Here is a 17973-nt window from a genome sequence, read left to right as displayed (position 1 = left end):
TTTGATCTATCCCCTTCCCCGGCATGCCCTTCGGCGCGTAGAATCCCCACCTCGCAGTAAGCACATCCCGGTTTTAACTCAAAAGGACGACCCATGGAAAATGGGACACACTATCGCGCCATCCTCAGCGCGGATACGCCGCTTATCGACGTCCGCGCGCCGGTGGAATTTCAGCAAAGCGCGATGCCCGCGGCGATTAACCTGCCGCTGATGAACGACGAAGAACGCGCCGCCGTCGGCACCTGTTACAAGCGCCAGGGGCCGGAAGCGGCATTAACCCTCGGACATAAACTGGTCGATGGCGACCTGCGCGCCAGCCGCCTCAAGGCGTGGCTGTCGGCCTGCGCCCGCTATCCACAGGGCTATCTGTGCTGCGCCCGCGGCGGCCAGCGCTCGCATATCGTGCAGCAGTGGCTGCGTGAAGCAGGCGTCGATTATCCGCTGATTGTCGGCGGCTACAAAGCGCTACGCCAGGCGGCAATACAGGCTACCGAGGAGCTGGTACAGCGCCCTATCGTGCTGATTGGCGGCTGCACCGGCAATGGCAAAACCCAGTTGGTTTGCTCGCGCCCGGACGGTATCGATCTTGAAGGTCACGCCCACCACCGCGGTTCGTCATTTGGCCGTACGTTGCAGCAGCAACACCCGCAGGCGACGTTCGAAAACCATCTGGCGGTCTCCCTGCTTAAAAAGGCTGAACAACAAACACGTTGGGTGCTGGAAGATGAAGGCCATATGATTGGCGCGAACCACCTGCCGGAGTGCCTGCGAATCCGCATGGCGCAATCGCCGCTGGCGGTGGTGGAAGATCCATTTGACGTTCGTCTGGAGCGACTGCGCGAAGAGTACTTCGATCGTATGCAGCGCGACTTTATTGCCGCCTATGGCGAAGAGAAAGGCTGGCAGGAATATAGCGAGTATCTGCATCACGGGCTGTTTGCCATCCGGCGTCGGCTGGGGCTACAGCGCTTTGCTCAGTTAACCGAACTACTCGACGCGGCATTGTTGCAGCAACAGCGTACCGCCAGTACCGAAGCTCACTTCGCCTGGCTGGTCCCGCTGTTAAATGAATACTACGACCCAATGTATCGCTATCAGTTGGGGAAAAAAGCCGGGAAAATTATTTTTCGCGGCAACTGGCAGGAGGTCGCCGCCTGGCTGGCGAAGTAGCTCTCCCAACCAGACGGTTTCCCGGGTAGCGGCTGGCGCCTTACCCGGGCTACCCATGGCACTGGGCCACCCATTGCACTGGATCTGTAGGCCCGCGCAAGCGCAGCGCCGCCGGGCAATATCCGCGGATAAGGAGCCGCTTTTGCGCCGGATGGCGGCTGCGCCTTATCCGGCCTACGGTCCGTGCGGCCTGCCTTTAATTTATTCACCATGCTGACTGAAACTGCCGGTGTTGGTGGCCTCAAAATCGCTGAGACGTTACCGGAAGGCCGGGGCAGCCCGCATGGATGCGGGCTGAGGGCCGTGATTTGCAAGGACGCTGCCTCGGCCCGACCCGAAGCCTGCCGGGATAAGTCGAGGGAACCGCGTAGCGGCGATTTTGGCGGCCAGAGCCCGGGAGTACAGAGGGCGGCGGCGACTGGCCGCCCTTTGTGCGCTCCCTGCGCCACGGAAAACATATTGCAGAAAAATTAACCGGGAGCGCAAGATACTCTGGAGCGAAACGAGATAAACGCTTTTCTCAAGCTAAAAGGTTGCAAACCGTTAACAGTATCTACTCCCGCTTAGCGCAGCGCAAGCCGGGGAAATTCCCGGCTTGCGGCGGCTCATCGTCAGAAGTCGTAGCGCAGACGCACCAGGTTCATATCGCCCAGATCATCGGTGCTGGAGGTAAACACGTGCTCGTAATCAACACGGAAACCGTAATCCAGCTGGAAGCTAACACCCAAACCGTTATCAATACGCTGGTAGTTGCGGCCATTCACGTACTCCAGACGGTCGCCCATAAAGTACGGCTGAATAGATTTAACAGCGTATTGATTGATCGGGAATTTATAGCCGGCAAAGTATTCAATACCCCAGGCATCGCCGGCGAAGTAATCATGCACATTGGTTTTCTTGGTAGTCAGGAAGTTCTGATACCAGCCGCCGCCGAAGGAGAAGGTCCAGTTATCCGGAGTCCAGCTCAGCGCGGTACCGACAATATTCTGGTCGTAGGTTTTGCTATCGGAGCTTGACGGGTCGCGCATTTCGGCGCGGGTGTAGTTCCACGCGGTACCCCAGGTCAGGTCCTTCATGATGTGGTAATCCACGCCGATAGACCCGCCGCCTTTACGTTTGTAGCGCAGACCATCGCCCGGCAGATACTCGCTATCTTCAAACAGATAGGATCCGTACAGATCGACATCACCGACGGTTTTCTTATATTTCAACATATTGCGTGAACGATAAGAACCATCGTAGTCGCCGTTAATACCGTTACCCGGAGCCTGACCGATCATATCGTAGTCCCAGATATCGGTTTTCACGCCGACGACATCATAGTAAATACTGTTCTGCTGACCGTAGGTTAATGTCCCCCAGGTATCGCTCTTCAGACCGGTATAAAGCATACGACGAGTGGTATTGTTCGCCCCTTCCGCGTAGTGATTGTCCCAATCGAACAGCGCCGGAATATTCACGCCCAATTCGTAGTAGCTGATCCAGCTAATATCATCAAACAGATAGTAATCAGCGGCGAAGCGGAAACGGGTGCCGCCGTCGAAACCGTTACGCTTGTAGGAACCTTTATCGCCATCGCCGGTCATCATGTTGAACTGCGGACGAATACTGCCGCCGACGGTAAAGTTAAGGCGGCTTAACGGATCGCCCGCCTGCGGATCTTGTTTCAGCAGCGTAATCTCAGCCTGGGATGCAAAAGAAGTTAACGCTAATGCTGCGCCGATCGAGATCGCCAGCGCTTTTATTTTATGTGCCATGCTTTTTCCTTGAGTAATAAGCAACCTTATATTTGCCAGTTGAATATTAACTGCGAATTAGCACGACGTGTTGTTGGTTTTTTAATGTTTTGTGCGCTTAAAAATCAAGGAATTATCATTTTGTGCCGTTAAAATAAAAGCGCCGCGAAATTGCGCGGCGCTTCATAAAAATGAAATCTATTTACTGGTTAAATTGTCGGAATAACGCTTTTCCTTTTAATAAGCGTAATCCCAACCATCCGCCGCACAACGATAATAATATAGCGCCGGATAATGGCAGCATAACCCACAGCCGCCAGTCCGGCGCCCATGGGAAATCAAACACCTTGGTTTGCAGCATCGCCAGCGCCACCTCGGCGCCAATGGCCGCCACCAGCCCCGACACCACGCCAAGCAGGGCGAACTCCGCCCACAGCGTGGTACGTAGCAAGGTTTTACCGGCCCCCAGCGTCCGCCAGACGACCAGCTCCTGATGCCGCTGACGCATCCCGACCTGTACCTGAGCCAGCAGCAATAGCACGCCGCAGGCGGTGACCAGCACCACCATGACCTCCAGCGCGCGACTTACCTGCGTCAACACCTGGCCTACCTGGCGCAGGATGGCGCCGATATCCAGCAGGCTAACGGTGGGGAACTCGCGATTAAGCTGGGTCAGCATCGCGTTGCCATTATCCCAGCGGAAGCTGGTGAGCCAGCTTTGCGGCTGCCCATCCAGCGCCCCTGGCGGGAAAATAAAGAAGAAGTTTGGCCGCAAGCTCTCCCAGTCAACTTTGCGCACGCTGGTCACCTTAGCGTTAAATTGCTGAGTGTCGCCGGTAAAGGTGACGCTATCACCGATCCTGACGCCCAACCGCTGCGCCAGCCCCTCTTCAATCGACACCTCGCCCGCCTTCGGCGGCCAACTGCCGGCCACCAGCGGATTATGATCCGGGCGCTGCTCGCTCCAGGTGAGATTAAGCTCGCGGTTTAGCGCTTCGTCTTTATTGCCCTCGGTGGTTTGACCGTTAATCTGCGTCAGCCGCGCGCGCACGATGGGGTAAAACTCCGCCGCCCGGGTCTGGTGTTCGGCAAGGAATGTCTTCACCGGCACCACCTGTTCGGGAGCGATATTAATCAGGAAGTAGTTCGGGCTTTCCGGGGGGAGTTGCTGTTGCCAACGCTCGAGCAGATCGCCGCGCAGCACCAACAGCAGAGCCAGCAGCATAAACGACAGCGAAAACGCCGCCAGTTGGCTCAGCGTAGACCACGGTTGACGCAACAGGCGATTCACCGCCAGGCGCAACGGTAACGCTTTCAGCGTTAAGCGCTTGAGCAACCACAGCAAGGCCCAGCCTACCAGCCCGCACAACAGCGCCAGTACCAGCGCCCCGACCAACACCGACCACAGCAGCGGGCTACCGCCCATCAGCCATGCCAGTCCGCCGACAACCACCGCGCAAACCACCGGAATATAGTGTTTTAGCGGCCAGACGTTAGCCACCACATCTTGCCGCAATACCCGCAGCGGCAGAGTCGCCAGCAGCAGCCGGTACGGCCGCCAGCCGACCAGCAGCGAAATCACCACCATCGCGCCGATAGCCCACAACCACGGCCAGCCGCTGGCGGGCGGCAGCGCGGCGGGCAGCACCGGTTTAAGCATCAGCAGCAGGGCTTTTTCCAGCAGCAGCCCCATCGCGCCCCCCGCCACCACGGCCAGCACCAGCAACATTAGCCACTGACCGACGATAAGTTTACGCAGCTGCGCCCGCCCGGCGCCCAGCGTCTTAAGGATGGCGACCAGATCGTAGCGGCTGCGGCAGTAATGGCCCATCGCTACCGCTACCGCGGCGACCGCCAGCAGCAACGTTAGTAACGCGGACAGCAGTAAAAATTGCTGCGAGCGCTCCAGCGATTTACCCAACGCGCTATCATCCTGCTCCAGGCCAATCCAGCGATGTTCCGCGCCAAGCTTCGGCAGCAGCCACCGCTCGTAAGCCGCCAGCTGCTGTGCGCTACCGGCGAATTTATAGCGCCAGGAGACGCGGCTGCCGGGCTGTACCGCGCCGGTTTTCGCCACGTCGGCGATATTCATCATTAGCCGCGGCGCCATCTGGAAGGGGTTGAATCCGGCGTCCGGCTCTTGAATGACCTCGCCAGCGATGCGCAAGGTGGCGTCGCCAACGTCAATGTTATCGCCGGTTTTCAGGTTCAGTAATGCCATCAGCCTTGGCGCCAGCAGGACGCTGCCGCGCTGCGGTTTTAATCCCGCCGGCGCGGTCTCCAGCGTGCCGTACAGCGGATAAGTATCATCAACCGCCTTCACGTCCGCCAACTGCGGGGTATCGCCAGCGAAAGTCATGGTGGCGAAGTTCAGCTGTTCGCCGACGGTTAACCCTAGCGTACGCGCCTGGGCGAGCCACTCGGCAGGCACTTCGCGTGAACTGCGCAGGGTGCGATCCCCGGCCATGAATTCGCGGCTTTGCTGGCTCAACCCTTTTTCCATACGGTCGCTGATTGAGCCCAGCGCCAGCACGCAGGCCACCGCCATGCTTAATGCCAGCCAGACGATGAGCAGCGAAGGCGAGCGCCATTCGCGCCAGAACCAGCGGGCTATCATGCTTCCTCCTGCAACTTGCCATCTACCAGGCGTAAGCGACGATCGCAGCGCGCCGCCAGTAGCGGATCGTGGGTCACCAGAATCAGCGTGGTGCCGTGTTCGCGGTTGAGCGAGAACAGCAGATCGGCGATTTTATCGCCGGTGTGACGGTCGAGATTGCCGGTCGGCTCATCGGCAAACAGCAGCGCCGGACGGCCGTTAAAGGCGCGAGCCAGCGCCACTCGCTGCTGCTCGCCGCCGGAAAGCTGCGCCGGCAAATGGTGCAGCCGTTTGCCAAGCCCCAGCTGTTCAAGCAGCGCGCGCGCATCGCCACGGCTCTGGCTATCGCTGGCGCCGCGCAGCAATGCCGGCAGCTCGACGTTCTCAAGGGCGTTTAGCGTCGGAATCAACATAAACGATTGAAAGACAAAGCCTACGTGCTTTGCGCGTAGCCTCGCGCGCGCCTCTTCATCCATTTGATGCAGCGGCTGCCCCAGAAGAGACACTTCGCCGCTGCTGCCATCGTCGAGCCCGGCGAGAATCGCCAGCAGCGTGGATTTCCCGGAACCGGACTCGCCAATCAGGGCGATGGTTTGCGCCGGTTTGACAACCAGCTCAACTCCGGTAAGGATGGACAGCTGATGCTCTCCCTGACCGACGGATTTCTTAAGATGATGAACTTCAAGTATGTTTTCCGCTGGCATTTGCCTTTCCTGTTTATGGTTCTGTTTACCTGCCGCGCGATGGCGGCGGATACGCTGTTAGTGCTTGGCGATAGCCTGAGCGCCGGCTATCGGATGGCGGCGAATACTGCCTGGCCTGCTCTGCTCAATGATAAGTGGCAGGCCAAAACGACGGTGGTCAATGCCAGTATCAGCGGCGATACATCGCAGCAGGGCCTGGCGCGCCTGCCGGCGCTACTGAAGCAGCACCAACCGCGCTGGGTGCTGGTGGAACTGGGCGGCAACGACGGGCTGCGCGGTTTCCCGCCGCAACAAACGGAGCAGACGCTACGCACCGTTATTCAGGATATCAAAGCGGCGAAGGCCCAACCGCTGCTGATGCAAATACGCCTGCCTGCCAACTATGGGCGCCGTTATAATGAAGCCTTTAGCGCGATTTATCCGCAGTTGGCCAAAGAGTTCAATATTCCTCTGCTGCCCTTTTTTATGGAGGAGGTTTATCTCAAGCCACAATGGATGCAGGACGACGGCATTCATCCTAATCGCGATGCGCAACCGTTTATTGCCGACTGGATGGCAACCCGGTTGGCTCCCTTAGTTAATCATGACTCCTGAACGCCGGGAGTCATTCACAGGTAAAGTTATGCAAAAATCGGTTTTAGTTACAGGATGTTCCAGCGGAATTGGCCTCGAAAGCGCGCTCGATTTAAAGCGTCAGGGCTTCCGGGTACTGGCAGCCTGCCGTAAGGGGGATGATGTCGCTCGTATGCAGGAGCTGGGTCTGACCGGTATTTTGCTGGATCTCGATGATCCGCAAAGCGTCGAAAATGCCGCCGCCGAGGTCATCGCGCTGACCGAGAACCGCCTGTATGGCCTGTTCAATAATGCTGGCTACGGCGTCTACGGCCCGCTCACCACCATCAGCCGTCAGCAAATGGAACAGCAGTTTTCCGCCAACTTTTTCGGCGCCCACCAGCTCACCATGCTGCTACTGCCCGCTATGCAGCCGCACGGCGAGGGCCGCATCGTGATGACCTCTTCGGTGATGGGGCTGATTTCCAGCCCCGGCCGCGGCGCCTATGCCGCCAGTAAATACGCGCTGGAGGCGTGGTCCGATGCGCTGCGCATGGAACTCCGCCACAGTGGCATAAAAGTCAGCCTGATTGAGCCTGGACCAATCCGCACCCGCTTTACCAACAATGTTAACCAAACCGGCGACAAGACGGTAGAAAACCCCGGTATTGCCGCGCGCTTTACGCTCGGCCCGGAGGCAGTGGTGGAAAAAGTGCGTCACGCCTTCGTCAGCGATAAGCCGAAACTGCGCTATCCGGTGACGCTGGTCACCCACGCGGTAGGCTGGTTAAAACGCCTGCTACCGGCCCGTGCGATGGACAAAATTATCCAGGGCTGAGTTGAAGCGCTGAATGTCGCCCCCATCTAAAACAGAAATCGACCAACGAGATACGCTCATGTCCGAACAGAATATTGTCAATATTACCGAAGCTAATCTGCAGCAGACGCTGCAGCAATCCATGAACGCGCCGGTGCTGTTTTATTTCTGGTCCGCCCGCAGCCAGCACTGCGAACAACTGACGCCGGTGCTTGAGCGCCTGGCCGCCCAATACCACGGTCAGTTTACGCTGGCGAAAGTAGATTGCGACGCGGAGCAAATGCTGGCCTCGCAGTTTGGTCTGCGCGCGATCCCAACGGTGTATCTGTTCCAGAACGGCCAGCCGGTAGATGGTTTTGAAGGCCCGCAGCCGGAAGAGGCCATCCGCGCCCTGCTGGATAAAGTGCTGCCGCGCGAAGAAGAATTGAAAGCGCAGGAAGCGCTGGCGCTGATGCAGGAAGAAAAATACGCCGACGCGCTGCCGCTGCTGAAAGACGCCTGGCAGTTGTCTAACCAGGATAGCCAGATTGGCCTGCTGCTGGCGGAAACGCTAATTGCCCTGCAGCGTTCCGATGAAGCTGAAAGCGTGCTGAAAACTGTGCCGCTGCAGGATCAGGACACCCGTTATCAGGGGCTGGTGGCGCAGATTGAACTGCTTAAACAAGCGGCTGATACCCCTGAAATCCAGCAACTGCAGCAGCAGGTCGAGCAGAACCCGGACGACGCGGCGCTGGCGTCTCAGCTGGCGTTGCAGCTGCACCAGGTCGGGCGCAACGAAGAAGCGCTGGCGCTGCTGTTCACGCATCTGCAAAAAGATTTAGGCGCCGGCGATGGCCAGGTGCGCAAAATGCTGCAGGAGATCCTCGCGGCGCTCGGCACCGGCGACGCCCTGGCGGCGAAATACCGCCGCCAGCTGTATTCATTGCTGTATTAATCAGAGGCGCTGACCCGGATAGCGCTACGCTTATCCGGGCTACAGATTACGCCGTGGTAGCCCGGAGAAGGCGCAACGCGCCGCCTCCGGGAATACTTACGGGCCCTTTTTCAACTGCGTCACAACCAATTGATGGCGGGCATTGAAGAACTTCCGGTAGGTCAGATAACCGGCGATAATCGTCGACAGACTGGCGGTCGATAGCAACATAAACGTGACCATAATCTGATACTTAATCGCCTTCACCGGATCTATCCCGGCGAAAATCAACCCCGACATCATGCCCGGTAAACTCACCAGCCCGACCGTTTTCGCCGAATCTACCGTGGGAATCAACGATGCGCGTATGCTATCGCGGATCAGCCGCGCGGAGGCCATCTTCGGCGTCGCGCCAAGACTTAGCTTCTCCTGAATCTGCTGCTGCTCGCTGTTAAAACGCTGGCCCATATTGTTGTAGCACAGCCCTACCGCCACCATGGCGTTACCGGCCACCATGCCGGCAATCGGAATAACCTGCATCGGCACAAAGGCGATCGACCCCGAGAAGACCAGCACCGCCAGGGTTAGTCCGGCGCCGGTGGTAATAGCGATAAACGATGAAACAAAAGCTTTATCGATATATTTACTGCGCTTCTTCGCATTCCACGCCGCGTTAAAGCAGATAAACAGCACCATCAATAGCGTCAACACCGCATGATTGACGTTAAAAATATATTTCAGCACGTAGCCGACGATAATCAATTGCACTATCGCCCGGCAAATACTCCAGATGATATCTTTTTCCAGCGCCAATTTTTCCCGATAGCTGACGACGATTGCCACCAGCACCAGCACCATCGAGAGCGCCAGCGACTCGTTAGTAATATTATGCCCGTTCATTTTTTACCTCCTGCATTTTCCCGCCGGCAGGCTGTAGCGTGATCACTTCATCAGTGTGGGCAATTTCGTTCTGATCGTGAGTGACCCACAGAATGGCCACCCCTTTTTCCGTCGCGTAGCGATGAATAATCTCGTTAACGTTGCGCTTATTACTTTCATCCAGCGCGCTGGTAATTTCATCAAGCAGCAGAACCTGCGGTAGAAACTGCAAATTACGAATGAGCGAGACCCGCTGTTTTTCACCGCCGGAAAGCTCATTAATGGATTTCTCCAGCGTATTATCCGCCAGCCCGAAGCGTTCGAGATCGACAACCAGCGCTTTAGGATCCGGCTGTTTGTTGCGGATCTGCCATGGGAAGACCAGGTTGTCATAGACCGAATCGCCAAATAGCGCCGGGGTTTGCGCGCAATAACAAACCTGCTGGCGATAGTTTTCCGGCGACAGCGTGGCGATATCTTTATCGTTGAAAAAAATCTCTCCGCTGGTCGGGCTCAGCAGCGAGGCGATAATTTTCAGCAGCGTACTTTTGCCGCATCCGGATGGCCCGGTAATCAACTTAAATTCCCCGGCAGCAATCCGGAGATCGATATTATTCAGGATGACCGCGTCGTCGGTTTTAAAACCGACGCCCTCGAGGCGCAAAATCGCGTTATTTTCCTTCATTATATGTCCAGTTTATTTCCTAAAACCCAAACAGTTTACTCCAGTTTTCTTTCACCGGAACAAGGAGAAAGTTATACTCTGTTTAAACATGCGCCATTTCGCTGCGGCGCCCATCAGGCAACAAGACAGGAGGTTTTTGATGCTGATTTTTATCCCCGTTCTTATTTTTGTCGCACTGGTCATTGTGGGGGCGGCAGTAAAAATCGTGCCGCAGGGATATCAATGGACCGTCGAACGCTTTGGCCGCTACACGCAGACGCTGCAGCCGGGTTTAAGTTTAGTGGTGCCGTTTATGGACCGCATCGGCCGTAAAGTGAACATGATGGAGCAGGTGCTGGATATCCCTTCGCAGGAAGTCATCTCTCGCGATAACGCCAACGTCACTATTGACGCCGTCTGCTTCATTCAGGTGATCGATGCGCCAAAAGCCGCCTATGAAGTCAGCAATCTTGAGCTGGCGATCGTCAATCTGACGATGACCAATATTCGTACCGTACTCGGCTCGATGGAGCTGGATGAAATGCTCTCCCAGCGCGATAGCATTAACACCCGCCTGCTGCATATCGTCGACGACGCCACCAATCCGTGGGGGGTGAAAATCACCCGCGTCGAAATCCGCGACGTTCGCCCGCCAGCGGAGCTTATCTCCTCAATGAACGCCCAGATGAAAGCCGAGCGAACCAAACGCGCCTATATCCTTGAGGCTGAAGGGGTGCGCCAGGCGGAAATTCTCAAAGCCGAAGGCGAAAAGCAGTCGCAGATCCTCAAAGCCGAAGGCGAACGTCAGTCTGCCTTCCTGCAGGCGGAAGCCCGCGAACGTTCCGCCGAAGCGGAAGCCCGCGCCACCCAGATGGTCTCATCGGCAATCGCTTCAGGCGATATTCAGGCGATTAACTACTTCGTGGCGCAGAAATATACCGACGCGCTGCAGCAGATTGGCGCCGCCAACAACAGCAAAGTGGTGTTGATGCCGCTGGATGCCAGCAGCCTGATGGGCTCGATAGCCGGGATCGGCGAACTGCTGAAAGAGAGTAGCGCCGAGCGGAAAAAATCATGATCGCCCTGATCCTCGCCCATCCGCATATTTTCTGGCTGACTCTCGGCGGGCTGTTGCTGGCGGCGGAGATGCTCGGCAGCAACGGCTACCTGCTGTGGAGCGGCGTAGCTGGCGTCGTCACCGGCCTGCTGACCTGGGCTATTCCACTCAGTTGGGAATGGCAAGGGACGCTGTTTGCCGTCCTTACCCTGCTGGCGGCGTGGCTGTGGTCAAAATGGCTGCGTAAACGCATGAGGCAGCAGCGCCCCGCCGACGCACAGCTTAACCAGCGCGGCCAGCAGCTGGTTGGTCGCCGTTTTACTCTCGACAGCGCGCTGGAAAACGGCCGCGGCCACGTCCGCGTCGGCGATAGCTCCTGGCCGGTGCTTGCCGATGAAGACCTCGCGGCGGGCAGCAAGGTGGAGGTGGTCGCCGTAGAAGGGATTACCTTGCGGGTAAGAGCCGCCGTCCGCTAAGCCTGCGCTTTGCGGTGACAACAGCCGGAAAGATTATCAATAATCGGGCAATCCGCGCTCTCATCGCCGGGGCAGGCGTCCGCCAGCGCCAGCAGATGCGCACGCATGTTTTGCAACTCGCGGATATGGTTCTCAATATCCGCGACTTTCTCCAGCGTTCGTTTTTTCACATCGGCGCTGTGCCGCGACGGATCGTTGAATAACGTCACCAGCTCGCGGCACTCTTCCAGGTTAAATCCCACCTGCCGCGCCTGACGCAGCAGCGTCAGTTCATCAAGGTGCTTCTGAGTGTAGGTACGGTAGCCGTTATCGCTGCGCAGCGGCGCCGTCACCAGCCCTTTCTCTTCGTAAAAACGAATCGCTTTGCTGGTTAAACCGGTTTTTTTCGCCACATCGCTAATATTCATTTTTCCCCCTTGACCTTCCCCTTGCTGGAAGGTTTAACCTTCTTAATACTCGATGAAAGAGTGTGTTCGGTCAATCATTAACCGGAAATTATTCAGGAGTTTTTTATGTCTAACACTATCGACCTGACGCTTGACGGCCTCTCCTGCGGCCACTGCGTTAAACGCGTGAAAGAGAGCCTCGAACAACGTCCCGACGTTGAACAGGCTGATGTAACCGTTACCGAAGCCCACGTCACGGGTAGCGCCAGCGCTGAAGCCCTGATTGAGACCATAAAACAAGCCGGATACGGCGCGGAGCTCAGCCACCCAAAGGCTAAACCGCTGGCAGAATCATCAATCCCGTCGGAAGCACTGACAGCGGCCACTCCTGAGCTTCCGGCAGCCCATGACGAGGATGACAGTCAACAGCTGCTGATCAACGGCATGAGCTGCGCCAGCTGCGTTTCCCGGGTACAAAACGCGCTTGCCGCGGTGCCGGGAGTCTCACAGGCGCGGGTAAACCTGGCGGAACGCACGGCGCTGGTGATGGGCAGTGCGTCCGCCGCAGAATTAGTGCAGGCGGTGGAAAAAGCCGGCTACGGCGCGGAGGCGATCGAAGACGATCTGGAACGCCGCGAACGGCAGCAGGAAACCGCCATCGCCACCATGAAACGTTTTCGCTGGCAGGCGATTGTCGCCCTGCTGGTCGGCGTACCGGTTATGGTCTGGGGCATGATCGGCGATAACATGATGGTCAGCGACGACAATCGATCGCTGTGGCTGGTCATCGGCCTTGTCACCCTCGCGGTGATGGTCTTCGCCGGCGGTCACTTCTACCGCAGCGCCTGGAAAAGCCTGAAAAACGGTACCGCCACCATGGATACGCTGGTCGCCCTGGGAACGGGCGTCGCCTGGCTATATTCAATGAGCGTCAACCTGTGGCCGCAGTGGTTTCCGATGGAAGCGCGCCACCTGTATTACGAAGCCAGCGCGATGATTATCGGTCTGATTAACCTCGGCCATATGCTGGAGGCCCGCGCGCGCCAGCGTTCCTCGAAAGCGCTGGAAAAACTGCTCGACCTGACGCCGCCTTCGGCACGCGTTGTGACGCCTGAAGGGGAAGAAGATCTGCCGCTCGCCGAAGTCCAGGCCGGCATGACCCTGCGCCTGACCACTGGCGATCGCGTTCCGGTTGACGGCGTGATAAGCCAGGGCGAAGCCTGGTTTGATGAAGCGATGCTCACCGGCGAACCGGTACCGCAGCAAAAAGGCGATGGCGACGCCATTCATGCCGGTACCGTGGTGCAGGACGGCAGCGTGCTGTTTACCGCCAGCGCCGTCGGCAGCCAGACCACGCTGGCGCGGATTATTCGCATGGTGCGCCAGGCGCAAAGTAGCAAACCGGAAATTGGCCAACTGGCAGATAAAATCTCGGCGGTATTTGTTCCGGCAGTGGTAGCCATTGCGCTGATTAGCGCCGCTATCTGGTACTTCTTCGGCCCGGCGCCGCAAATCGTCTATACCCTGGTCATTGCCACCACGGTACTGATTATCGCCTGTCCATGCGCATTGGGCCTGGCGACGCCGATGTCGATTATTTCCGGCGTCGGCCGGGCGGCAGAATACGGCGTGCTGGTGCGTGACGCCGATGCTCTGCAGCGCGCCAGCGAGCTCGATACCCTGGTGTTTGATAAAACCGGTACCCTGACCGAAGGCAAGCCGCAGGTGGTGGCCGTGAAAACCTTCGCCAGCTTTGATGAATCCACTGTCGTGCGGCTTGCCGCCGCGCTCGAGCAGGGTTCAAGCCATCCGCTGGCGCGGGCGATCCTCGATAAAGCCGCTGACAGCACTTTACCGGAGGTAAGCGGCTTCCGTACCCTGCGCGGGCTCGGCGTCAGCGGTGAAGCGGAAGGCCATCAACTGCTGCTCGGCAACCAGGCGCTGCTTAACGAGCAGCATATCACTACCGCTGAACTGGAAAGCGAGATGACGGCACAGGCCTCGCGCGGCGCCACGCCGGTGCTGCTGGCGATCGATGGTCAGGCCGCTGCGCTGTTCGCCATCCGCGACCCGTTACGGGAAGATAGCATCGACGCGCTGGCGCGCCTGCATCGTCAGGGCTACCGGCTGGTGATGCTGACCGGGGATAACCCTACTACCGCCAATGCCATCGCCAAAGAAGCGGGCATTGATGAAGTGATCGCCGGCGTGCTGCCGGACGGCAAAGCCGATGCCATTAAACGTCTGCAGAGCCAGGGGCACAAAGTGGCGATGGTCGGCGACGGTATTAACGACGCCCCGGCGCTGGCGCAGGCGGATGTCGGTATCGCCATGGGCGGTGGCAGTGATGTCGCTATTGAAACTGCGGCGATCACCCTGATGCGCCATAGCCTTAACGGCGTGGCCGATGCTTTAGCGATTTCGAAAGCGACGTTACGCAACATGAAACAGAACCTGCTGGGCGCGTTTGTTTATAACTCGCTGGGTATCCCGATTGCCGCCGGGATCCTCTGGCCGCTGACCGGTACCCTGCTGAACCCGGTGGTCGCCGGCGCGGCAATGGCGCTGTCGTCAATCACCGTGGTGAGTAACGCTAACCGCCTGCTGCGCTTTAAACCGAAAGATTAGCGTAATCACAGGAAAACGGGCGCTGAGGTTACTCAGCGCCCGTTTTCCTGGCGACAATAAAAACCCGCGGGAAAGATGACGGCCACCACCAGATGCGCTAGCATGAATGCCTCACACTTCGGAGCGCGTATGGGCCTGTTAAACCGAATAAAAATGCTGTGGCGAGCCGCCGTCGGCTCGTCTTATTCCTGGCCTGCAATGGATATCGTCCTGCCCGGCGAACGTTATTTACACCTCGTCGGCAGCATCCATATGGGCACCCGCGACATGGCGCCGCCGCCGGCTAAGCTACTGAAAAAAATACGTCAGGCAGACGCCTTAATCGTCGAAGCGGACATCACCGGTAATGAAACGCCTTTCAGTAATCTCCCCTCTTATCCCCCGCTGGCTGAACGTCTGAGCGAAACGCAATTAGCAGAATTACGCTCACGCGCCGGCGAGCTGGGTTTGTCGGTCGATCTTTTCGATAGCCAGCCGCTGTGGCAGGTGGCGATGGTGCTACAAGCCACTCAGGCGCAAAAACTGGGATTACGGCCCGATTACGGCATTGATTATCAGTTGCTGATGGCTGCCCGCGAGAGCAACATAAGGGTGATGGAGCTGGAAGGCGCCGATAGCCAAATCGCGCTCCTGCGCAATCTACCAGACGCTGGTAAGGCTCTGCTGGAAGATACGTTGACCCACTGGCGCACCAACGCCCGTTTACTGCAGGTGATGATCGGCTGGTGGCTGGAGCAACCGCCGTCGCGCGGCGCGGAAACACTGCCGACGACCTTCAGCCAGTCTTTATATGATGTACTGATGCATCAGCGCAACATAGCCTGGCGCGACACGCTGCTTGCTCTGCCGCCGGGGCGCTATGTGGTCGCCGTCGGCGCGCTGCATCTGTATGGCGAAGGGAACCTGCCGGATATGTTGACGTAAAAAAATGGCCAATATTGCTATTGGCCCGTCAAAGAGGAATTTCATCATTATTATTATCCCGGGATATACATCCCGGATCGTCTGATTGTCGCTCAAAGTGACCATCACTGCCAATACTATTGCGCAAGATGGTACTATTTTTTATACAACCCTCACGCGTATGCTGGTCATACGTTAGGTCGGTTGGTAAGAAGGATTACTATGACTCCCGCCGTTAAATTACTCGAAAAAAACAAAATTACCTTTCAGATCCACAGCTACGAACACGATCCTCAAGAGACCAATTTTGGCGATGAAGTGGTTCGCAAGCTGGGGCTCAATGCGGATCAGGTTTACAAGACGCTATTAGTGGCCGTTAACGGCGATATGAAACATCTGGCGGTCGCCGTCACCCCGGTTGCCGGACAGTTGGATTTGAAGAAAGTGGCCAAAGCGCTGGGCGCCAAGAAGGTAGATATGGCCGACCCAATGGTCGCACAGCGGATCACCGGATACCTGGTCGGCGGCATCAGCCCGCTGGGGCAGAAAAAGCGCCTGCCGACGGTGATTGATGCTCCGGCGCAGGAGTTTGCCACCATCTATATTTCCGGCGGCAAACGCGGGCTCGACATCGAACTGGCGGCAAGCGATCTGGCGAAGCTTCTGGACGCGAAGTTCGCCGATATCGCCCGCCGCGATTGAGAGACCGGATCCCGGATAGCGGCACACGCGCCTTATCCGGGAGCCGTTAAGCGATAGCTTACTGCCAGCTGACTTCGCCCTTCGGCTCGTAAGCCGCCGCATCCAGCGGCGAGTTCTTCTCGATGTACTCTTTCAGCACCTCGGCATCGATAAAGCCGGTATTGACGTATCCCGGTTTATTATCGATGTGCGGGTAGCCGTCACCGCCGGTGGCGTTAAAGCTCAGCGTCGCCATACGGTAAGTTTTCGCCGGATCCACCGGTTCGCCTTTGATTTTCAGATCGTTAAGCTTGCCATCTTTGGCAACGAAACTGACGTTGGCGAACTGCGGATAAGCGCCGGAATCCGGCTTCATCTGCGCGACGGCGGTCAGGTACTCAGTCACCTCTTTACCGCTCATATCGACGTAAGTCAGCACGTTGCCGAACGGCTGCACTTTCATCACGTCTTTATAGGTAATATCACCCGCTTCGATAGAGTCGCGAATACCGCCGCCGCTCATCACCGCGAAATCAGCATTGCTGCGCGCCATCTGCGCCGCCAGCAGCAGACGCCCCATATTGGTTTGTACGAAGCGAACTTTGCTGCGATCGCCTTCAAGATGGCCGTTGACGCTGCCTATTTTCACCTGTAACTGCGCCTTGCCTTTATTCTGGAACGGCGTTAACAGCGAGAGCATCTGCGGGTTTTCAGCAATTTGCGGCGTATACAATACGCGCTCGCTCTGACCGTTATCCCAGGTGACTTTCTTCTTCAGGTTGACCGGGATCAGCTGATAGTGCACCAGCTTCATCTCCCCGTTGCGGAATTCAAAATCGGCGCGTCCGACATATTTACCCCACTCGTGAGCCTGCACGATCCAGATGCCATTCTGGCGATCCGGCGCGCACGGGGTGCCGGGGATATAATCGACCTGCTTTTTATTTTCCGAGGCCATGCAGACCGGATCCTGCGAATGGCCGCCGACGATCATCGCCAGCGATCCCGCAGGTAAACTCCGCGCCATTTCAACGTCGCCAGGCGCGTTAGAGCCGTGATTACCGTTGTCATAGTGGCCCATATGGGTGGTCGCCAGAATCACGTCCGGCTTTTCATTTTGCTGCAGTTCCTGAATCACCAGCTTGGCTTCTGCCGCCGGATTACGGAATTCGATATCGGTGAAATATTCCGGGTTGCCGATTTTCGCCGTATCGTCGGTCGTTAAGCCAATCACCGCAATTTTAAGCCCGCCGCGCTTAAACAGCGCCCAGGGTTTAAACAGGCGTTCGCCGGTGCTTTTCTGATAGATATTGGCCGACAGGAAAGGGAACTTCGACCACTTCTCCTGCTGGCGCAGCACGCTGAGCGGGTTATCAAACTCATGGTTGCCAACCGCCATGGCATCGTAGCCAATCAGGTTCATGCCGCGAAAATCAGGTTCTGCATCCTGTAAATCAGATTCCGGCACCCCGGTATTGATATCGCCGCCGGACAGCAGCAGGACGCTACCGCCTTCGGCCGCCACCTCTTTGCGGATACCGTCCACCAGCGTCTTCTGTGCCGCAAGGCCATATTCGCCATAGTCGTTGCGCCAGAAATGACCGTGGTGGTCGTTAGTGTGCAGGATGGTGATTTTATAGGTTTTGTCCTGCTCATAGGCCTGCGCTGACAGGCTGCCCAGCGATAAGGCGGCGAATAACGCCAGCGCTACGCCGCGTTTTAAATAATGCATGTTTCACTCCCTGACTTAATAACAAGTGCCGAAAGTATAGCGAGTCAGCCGCTTTGACAAATATGTTTTCAGAATTGCG

Annotated in this window: 16 protein-coding genes; 9 read left to right on the top strand and 7 right to left on the bottom strand. The window is 57.4% G+C overall.

Going from position 1 to position 17973, the window contains the following annotated elements; genetic code table 11:
- Window positions 1-93: 93 nt before the first annotated feature.
- Window positions 94-1170 carry a tRNA 2-selenouridine(34) synthase MnmH gene (gene mnmH / locus ABLU78_RS09435; protein ID WP_047063642.1) on the top strand — a complete coding sequence of 359 codons (1077 nt, stop codon included), beginning with the start codon at window positions 94-96 and terminating at the stop codon, window positions 1168-1170.
- A 611-nt stretch (window positions 1171-1781) separates the two neighbouring features.
- Here the strand turns inward: mnmH and ABLU78_RS09430 are convergent.
- The 3 genes from ABLU78_RS09430 to ybbA all read right to left on the bottom strand — a co-directional run bounded on the left by ABLU78_RS09430 (window position 1782) and on the right by ybbA (window position 6206).
- Window positions 1782-2927 (bottom strand): porin, encoded by a 1146-nt coding sequence (locus tag ABLU78_RS09430; protein WP_015367884.1) that lies wholly within the window; start codon window positions 2925-2927, stop codon window positions 1782-1784.
- A 181-nt stretch (window positions 2928-3108) separates the two neighbouring features.
- Window positions 3109-5523, bottom strand: coding sequence for a putative ABC transporter permease subunit YbbP (gene ybbP / locus ABLU78_RS09425; RefSeq protein WP_048228466.1), 2415 nt, complete (start codon window positions 5521-5523; stop codon window positions 3109-3111).
- Window positions 5520-6206 carry a putative ABC transporter ATP-binding protein YbbA gene (gene ybbA, locus ABLU78_RS09420; RefSeq protein ID WP_015367886.1) on the bottom strand — a complete coding sequence of 229 codons (687 nt, stop codon included), beginning with the start codon at window positions 6204-6206 and terminating at the stop codon, window positions 5520-5522. The genes ybbP and ybbA overlap by 4 nt, the downstream gene beginning before the upstream one ends.
- On the opposite strand from ybbA, the gene tesA reads away from it, so the two are divergent.
- The 3 genes from tesA to ABLU78_RS09405 are packed head-to-tail and all read left to right on the top strand — an operon-like array spanning window position 6177 to window position 8509.
- A complete protein-coding gene (tesA, locus tag ABLU78_RS09415; RefSeq protein ID WP_048228463.1) occupies window positions 6177-6800 on the top strand; it encodes a multifunctional acyl-CoA thioesterase I/protease I/lysophospholipase L1 in 624 nt (207 codons plus the stop codon). The two genes, ybbA and tesA, sit on opposite strands and share 30 nt — an antisense overlap.
- On the top strand, window positions 6790-7596 hold the full coding sequence (locus tag ABLU78_RS09410; protein ID WP_162182302.1) for an SDR family oxidoreductase: 807 nt from the start codon (window positions 6790-6792) through the stop codon (window positions 7594-7596). The genes tesA and ABLU78_RS09410 overlap by 11 nt, the downstream gene beginning before the upstream one ends.
- Before the next feature lie 58 nt (window positions 7597-7654).
- Window positions 7655-8509, top strand: coding sequence for a co-chaperone YbbN (locus ABLU78_RS09405; protein WP_015367889.1), 855 nt, complete (start codon window positions 7655-7657; stop codon window positions 8507-8509).
- A 96-nt stretch (window positions 8510-8605) separates the two neighbouring features.
- On the opposite strand, the gene fetB is transcribed toward ABLU78_RS09405, so the two are convergent.
- Together fetB and fetA are read right to left on the bottom strand one after the other, a co-directional pair.
- Window positions 8606-9388: an iron export ABC transporter permease subunit FetB gene (gene fetB, locus ABLU78_RS09400; protein ID WP_020079442.1), complete on the bottom strand. Its 783-nt coding sequence runs from the start codon at window positions 9386-9388 to the stop codon at window positions 8606-8608.
- Window positions 9375-10052, bottom strand: coding sequence for an iron ABC transporter ATP-binding protein FetA (gene fetA, locus ABLU78_RS09395; protein WP_048228461.1), 678 nt, complete (start codon window positions 10050-10052; stop codon window positions 9375-9377). Before fetA ends, fetB begins: the two co-directional genes overlap by 14 nt.
- Before the next feature lie 139 nt (window positions 10053-10191).
- Here fetA and ABLU78_RS09390 point away from each other — a divergent pair, with 139 nt between their 5' ends.
- Together ABLU78_RS09390 and ABLU78_RS09385 are read left to right on the top strand one after the other, a co-directional pair.
- On the top strand, window positions 10192-11109 hold the full coding sequence (locus ABLU78_RS09390) for an SPFH domain-containing protein (protein ID WP_020079443.1): 918 nt from the start codon (window positions 10192-10194) through the stop codon (window positions 11107-11109).
- Window positions 11106-11564, top strand: coding sequence for an NfeD family protein (locus tag ABLU78_RS09385; RefSeq protein ID WP_015367893.1), 459 nt, complete (start codon window positions 11106-11108; stop codon window positions 11562-11564). The genes ABLU78_RS09390 and ABLU78_RS09385 overlap by 4 nt, the downstream gene beginning before the upstream one ends.
- Here the strand turns inward: ABLU78_RS09385 and cueR are convergent.
- Window positions 11561-11971, bottom strand: a complete 411-nt coding sequence (cueR, locus tag ABLU78_RS09380; RefSeq protein ID WP_015367894.1) for a Cu(I)-responsive transcriptional regulator — start codon at window positions 11969-11971, stop codon at window positions 11561-11563. The genes ABLU78_RS09385 and cueR overlap by 4 nt on opposite strands.
- A gap of 105 nt (window positions 11972-12076) precedes the next feature.
- Here cueR and copA point away from each other — a divergent pair, with 105 nt between their 5' ends.
- From copA to ybaK, 3 genes are all read left to right on the top strand, one after another.
- Window positions 12077-14578 carry a copper-exporting P-type ATPase CopA gene (copA, locus tag ABLU78_RS09375; protein WP_048228458.1) on the top strand — a complete coding sequence of 834 codons (2502 nt, stop codon included), beginning with the start codon at window positions 12077-12079 and terminating at the stop codon, window positions 14576-14578.
- A 129-nt stretch (window positions 14579-14707) separates the two neighbouring features.
- Window positions 14708-15502, top strand: coding sequence for a TraB/GumN family protein (locus ABLU78_RS09370; RefSeq protein ID WP_015367896.1), 795 nt, complete (start codon window positions 14708-14710; stop codon window positions 15500-15502).
- A 201-nt stretch (window positions 15503-15703) separates the two neighbouring features.
- Window positions 15704-16183 (top strand): Cys-tRNA(Pro)/Cys-tRNA(Cys) deacylase YbaK, encoded by a 480-nt coding sequence (ybaK, locus tag ABLU78_RS09365; RefSeq protein WP_015367897.1) that lies wholly within the window; start codon window positions 15704-15706, stop codon window positions 16181-16183.
- Window positions 16184-16241: 58 nt separating this feature from the next.
- Here ybaK and ushA read toward each other — a convergent pair whose 3' ends face one another.
- On the bottom strand, window positions 16242-17894 hold the full coding sequence (ushA, locus tag ABLU78_RS09360) for a bifunctional UDP-sugar hydrolase/5'-nucleotidase UshA (protein WP_020079445.1): 1653 nt from the start codon (window positions 17892-17894) through the stop codon (window positions 16242-16244).
- Window positions 17895-17973 lie beyond the last annotated feature (79 nt).

Origin of the sequence: Klebsiella sp. JN_Kp122, from assembly GCF_040062085.1 — a bacterium.
Taxonomy (GTDB): Bacteria; Pseudomonadota; Gammaproteobacteria; order Enterobacterales; family Enterobacteriaceae; genus Klebsiella; species Klebsiella aerogenes.
The sequence above is the reverse complement of the archived record's forward strand: the minus strand, read 5'-3'. Positions and strand labels throughout refer to the sequence as shown.

Excerpts from the sequence above, each read along its gene's own strand:
- ABLU78_RS09390 (WP_020079443.1), top strand. The coding sequence starts at position 10,192 with ATGCTGATTTTTATCCCCGTTCTTATTTTTGTCGCACTGGTCATTGTG.
- mnmH (WP_047063642.1), top strand. The coding sequence starts at position 94 with ATGGAAAATGGGACACACTATCGCGCCATCCTCAGCGCGGATACGCCG.
- ybbA (WP_015367886.1), bottom strand. The coding sequence starts at position 6,206 with ATGCCAGCGGAAAACATACTTGAAGTTCATCATCTTAAGAAATCCGTC.
- ABLU78_RS09385 (WP_015367893.1), top strand. The coding sequence starts at position 11,106 with ATGATCGCCCTGATCCTCGCCCATCCGCATATTTTCTGGCTGACTCTC.
- ABLU78_RS09430 (WP_015367884.1), bottom strand. The coding sequence starts at position 2,927 with ATGGCACATAAAATAAAAGCGCTGGCGATCTCGATCGGCGCAGCATTA.
- ABLU78_RS09405 (WP_015367889.1), top strand. The coding sequence starts at position 7,655 with ATGTCCGAACAGAATATTGTCAATATTACCGAAGCTAATCTGCAGCAG.
- cueR (WP_015367894.1), bottom strand. The coding sequence starts at position 11,971 with ATGAATATTAGCGATGTGGCGAAAAAAACCGGTTTAACCAGCAAAGCG.
- tesA (WP_048228463.1), top strand. The coding sequence starts at position 6,177 with ATGAACTTCAAGTATGTTTTCCGCTGGCATTTGCCTTTCCTGTTTATG.
- ushA (WP_020079445.1), bottom strand. The coding sequence starts at position 17,894 with ATGCATTATTTAAAACGCGGCGTAGCGCTGGCGTTATTCGCCGCCTTA.
- ABLU78_RS09370 (WP_015367896.1), top strand. The coding sequence starts at position 14,708 with ATGGGCCTGTTAAACCGAATAAAAATGCTGTGGCGAGCCGCCGTCGGC.
- copA (WP_048228458.1), top strand. The coding sequence starts at position 12,077 with ATGTCTAACACTATCGACCTGACGCTTGACGGCCTCTCCTGCGGCCAC.
- ybbP (WP_048228466.1), bottom strand. The coding sequence starts at position 5,523 with ATGATAGCCCGCTGGTTCTGGCGCGAATGGCGCTCGCCTTCGCTGCTC.
- ybaK (WP_015367897.1), top strand. The coding sequence starts at position 15,704 with ATGACTCCCGCCGTTAAATTACTCGAAAAAAACAAAATTACCTTTCAG.
- fetA (WP_048228461.1), bottom strand. The coding sequence starts at position 10,052 with ATGAAGGAAAATAACGCGATTTTGCGCCTCGAGGGCGTCGGTTTTAAA.
- ABLU78_RS09410 (WP_162182302.1), top strand. The coding sequence starts at position 6,790 with ATGACTCCTGAACGCCGGGAGTCATTCACAGGTAAAGTTATGCAAAAA.
- fetB (WP_020079442.1), bottom strand. The coding sequence starts at position 9,388 with ATGAACGGGCATAATATTACTAACGAGTCGCTGGCGCTCTCGATGGTG.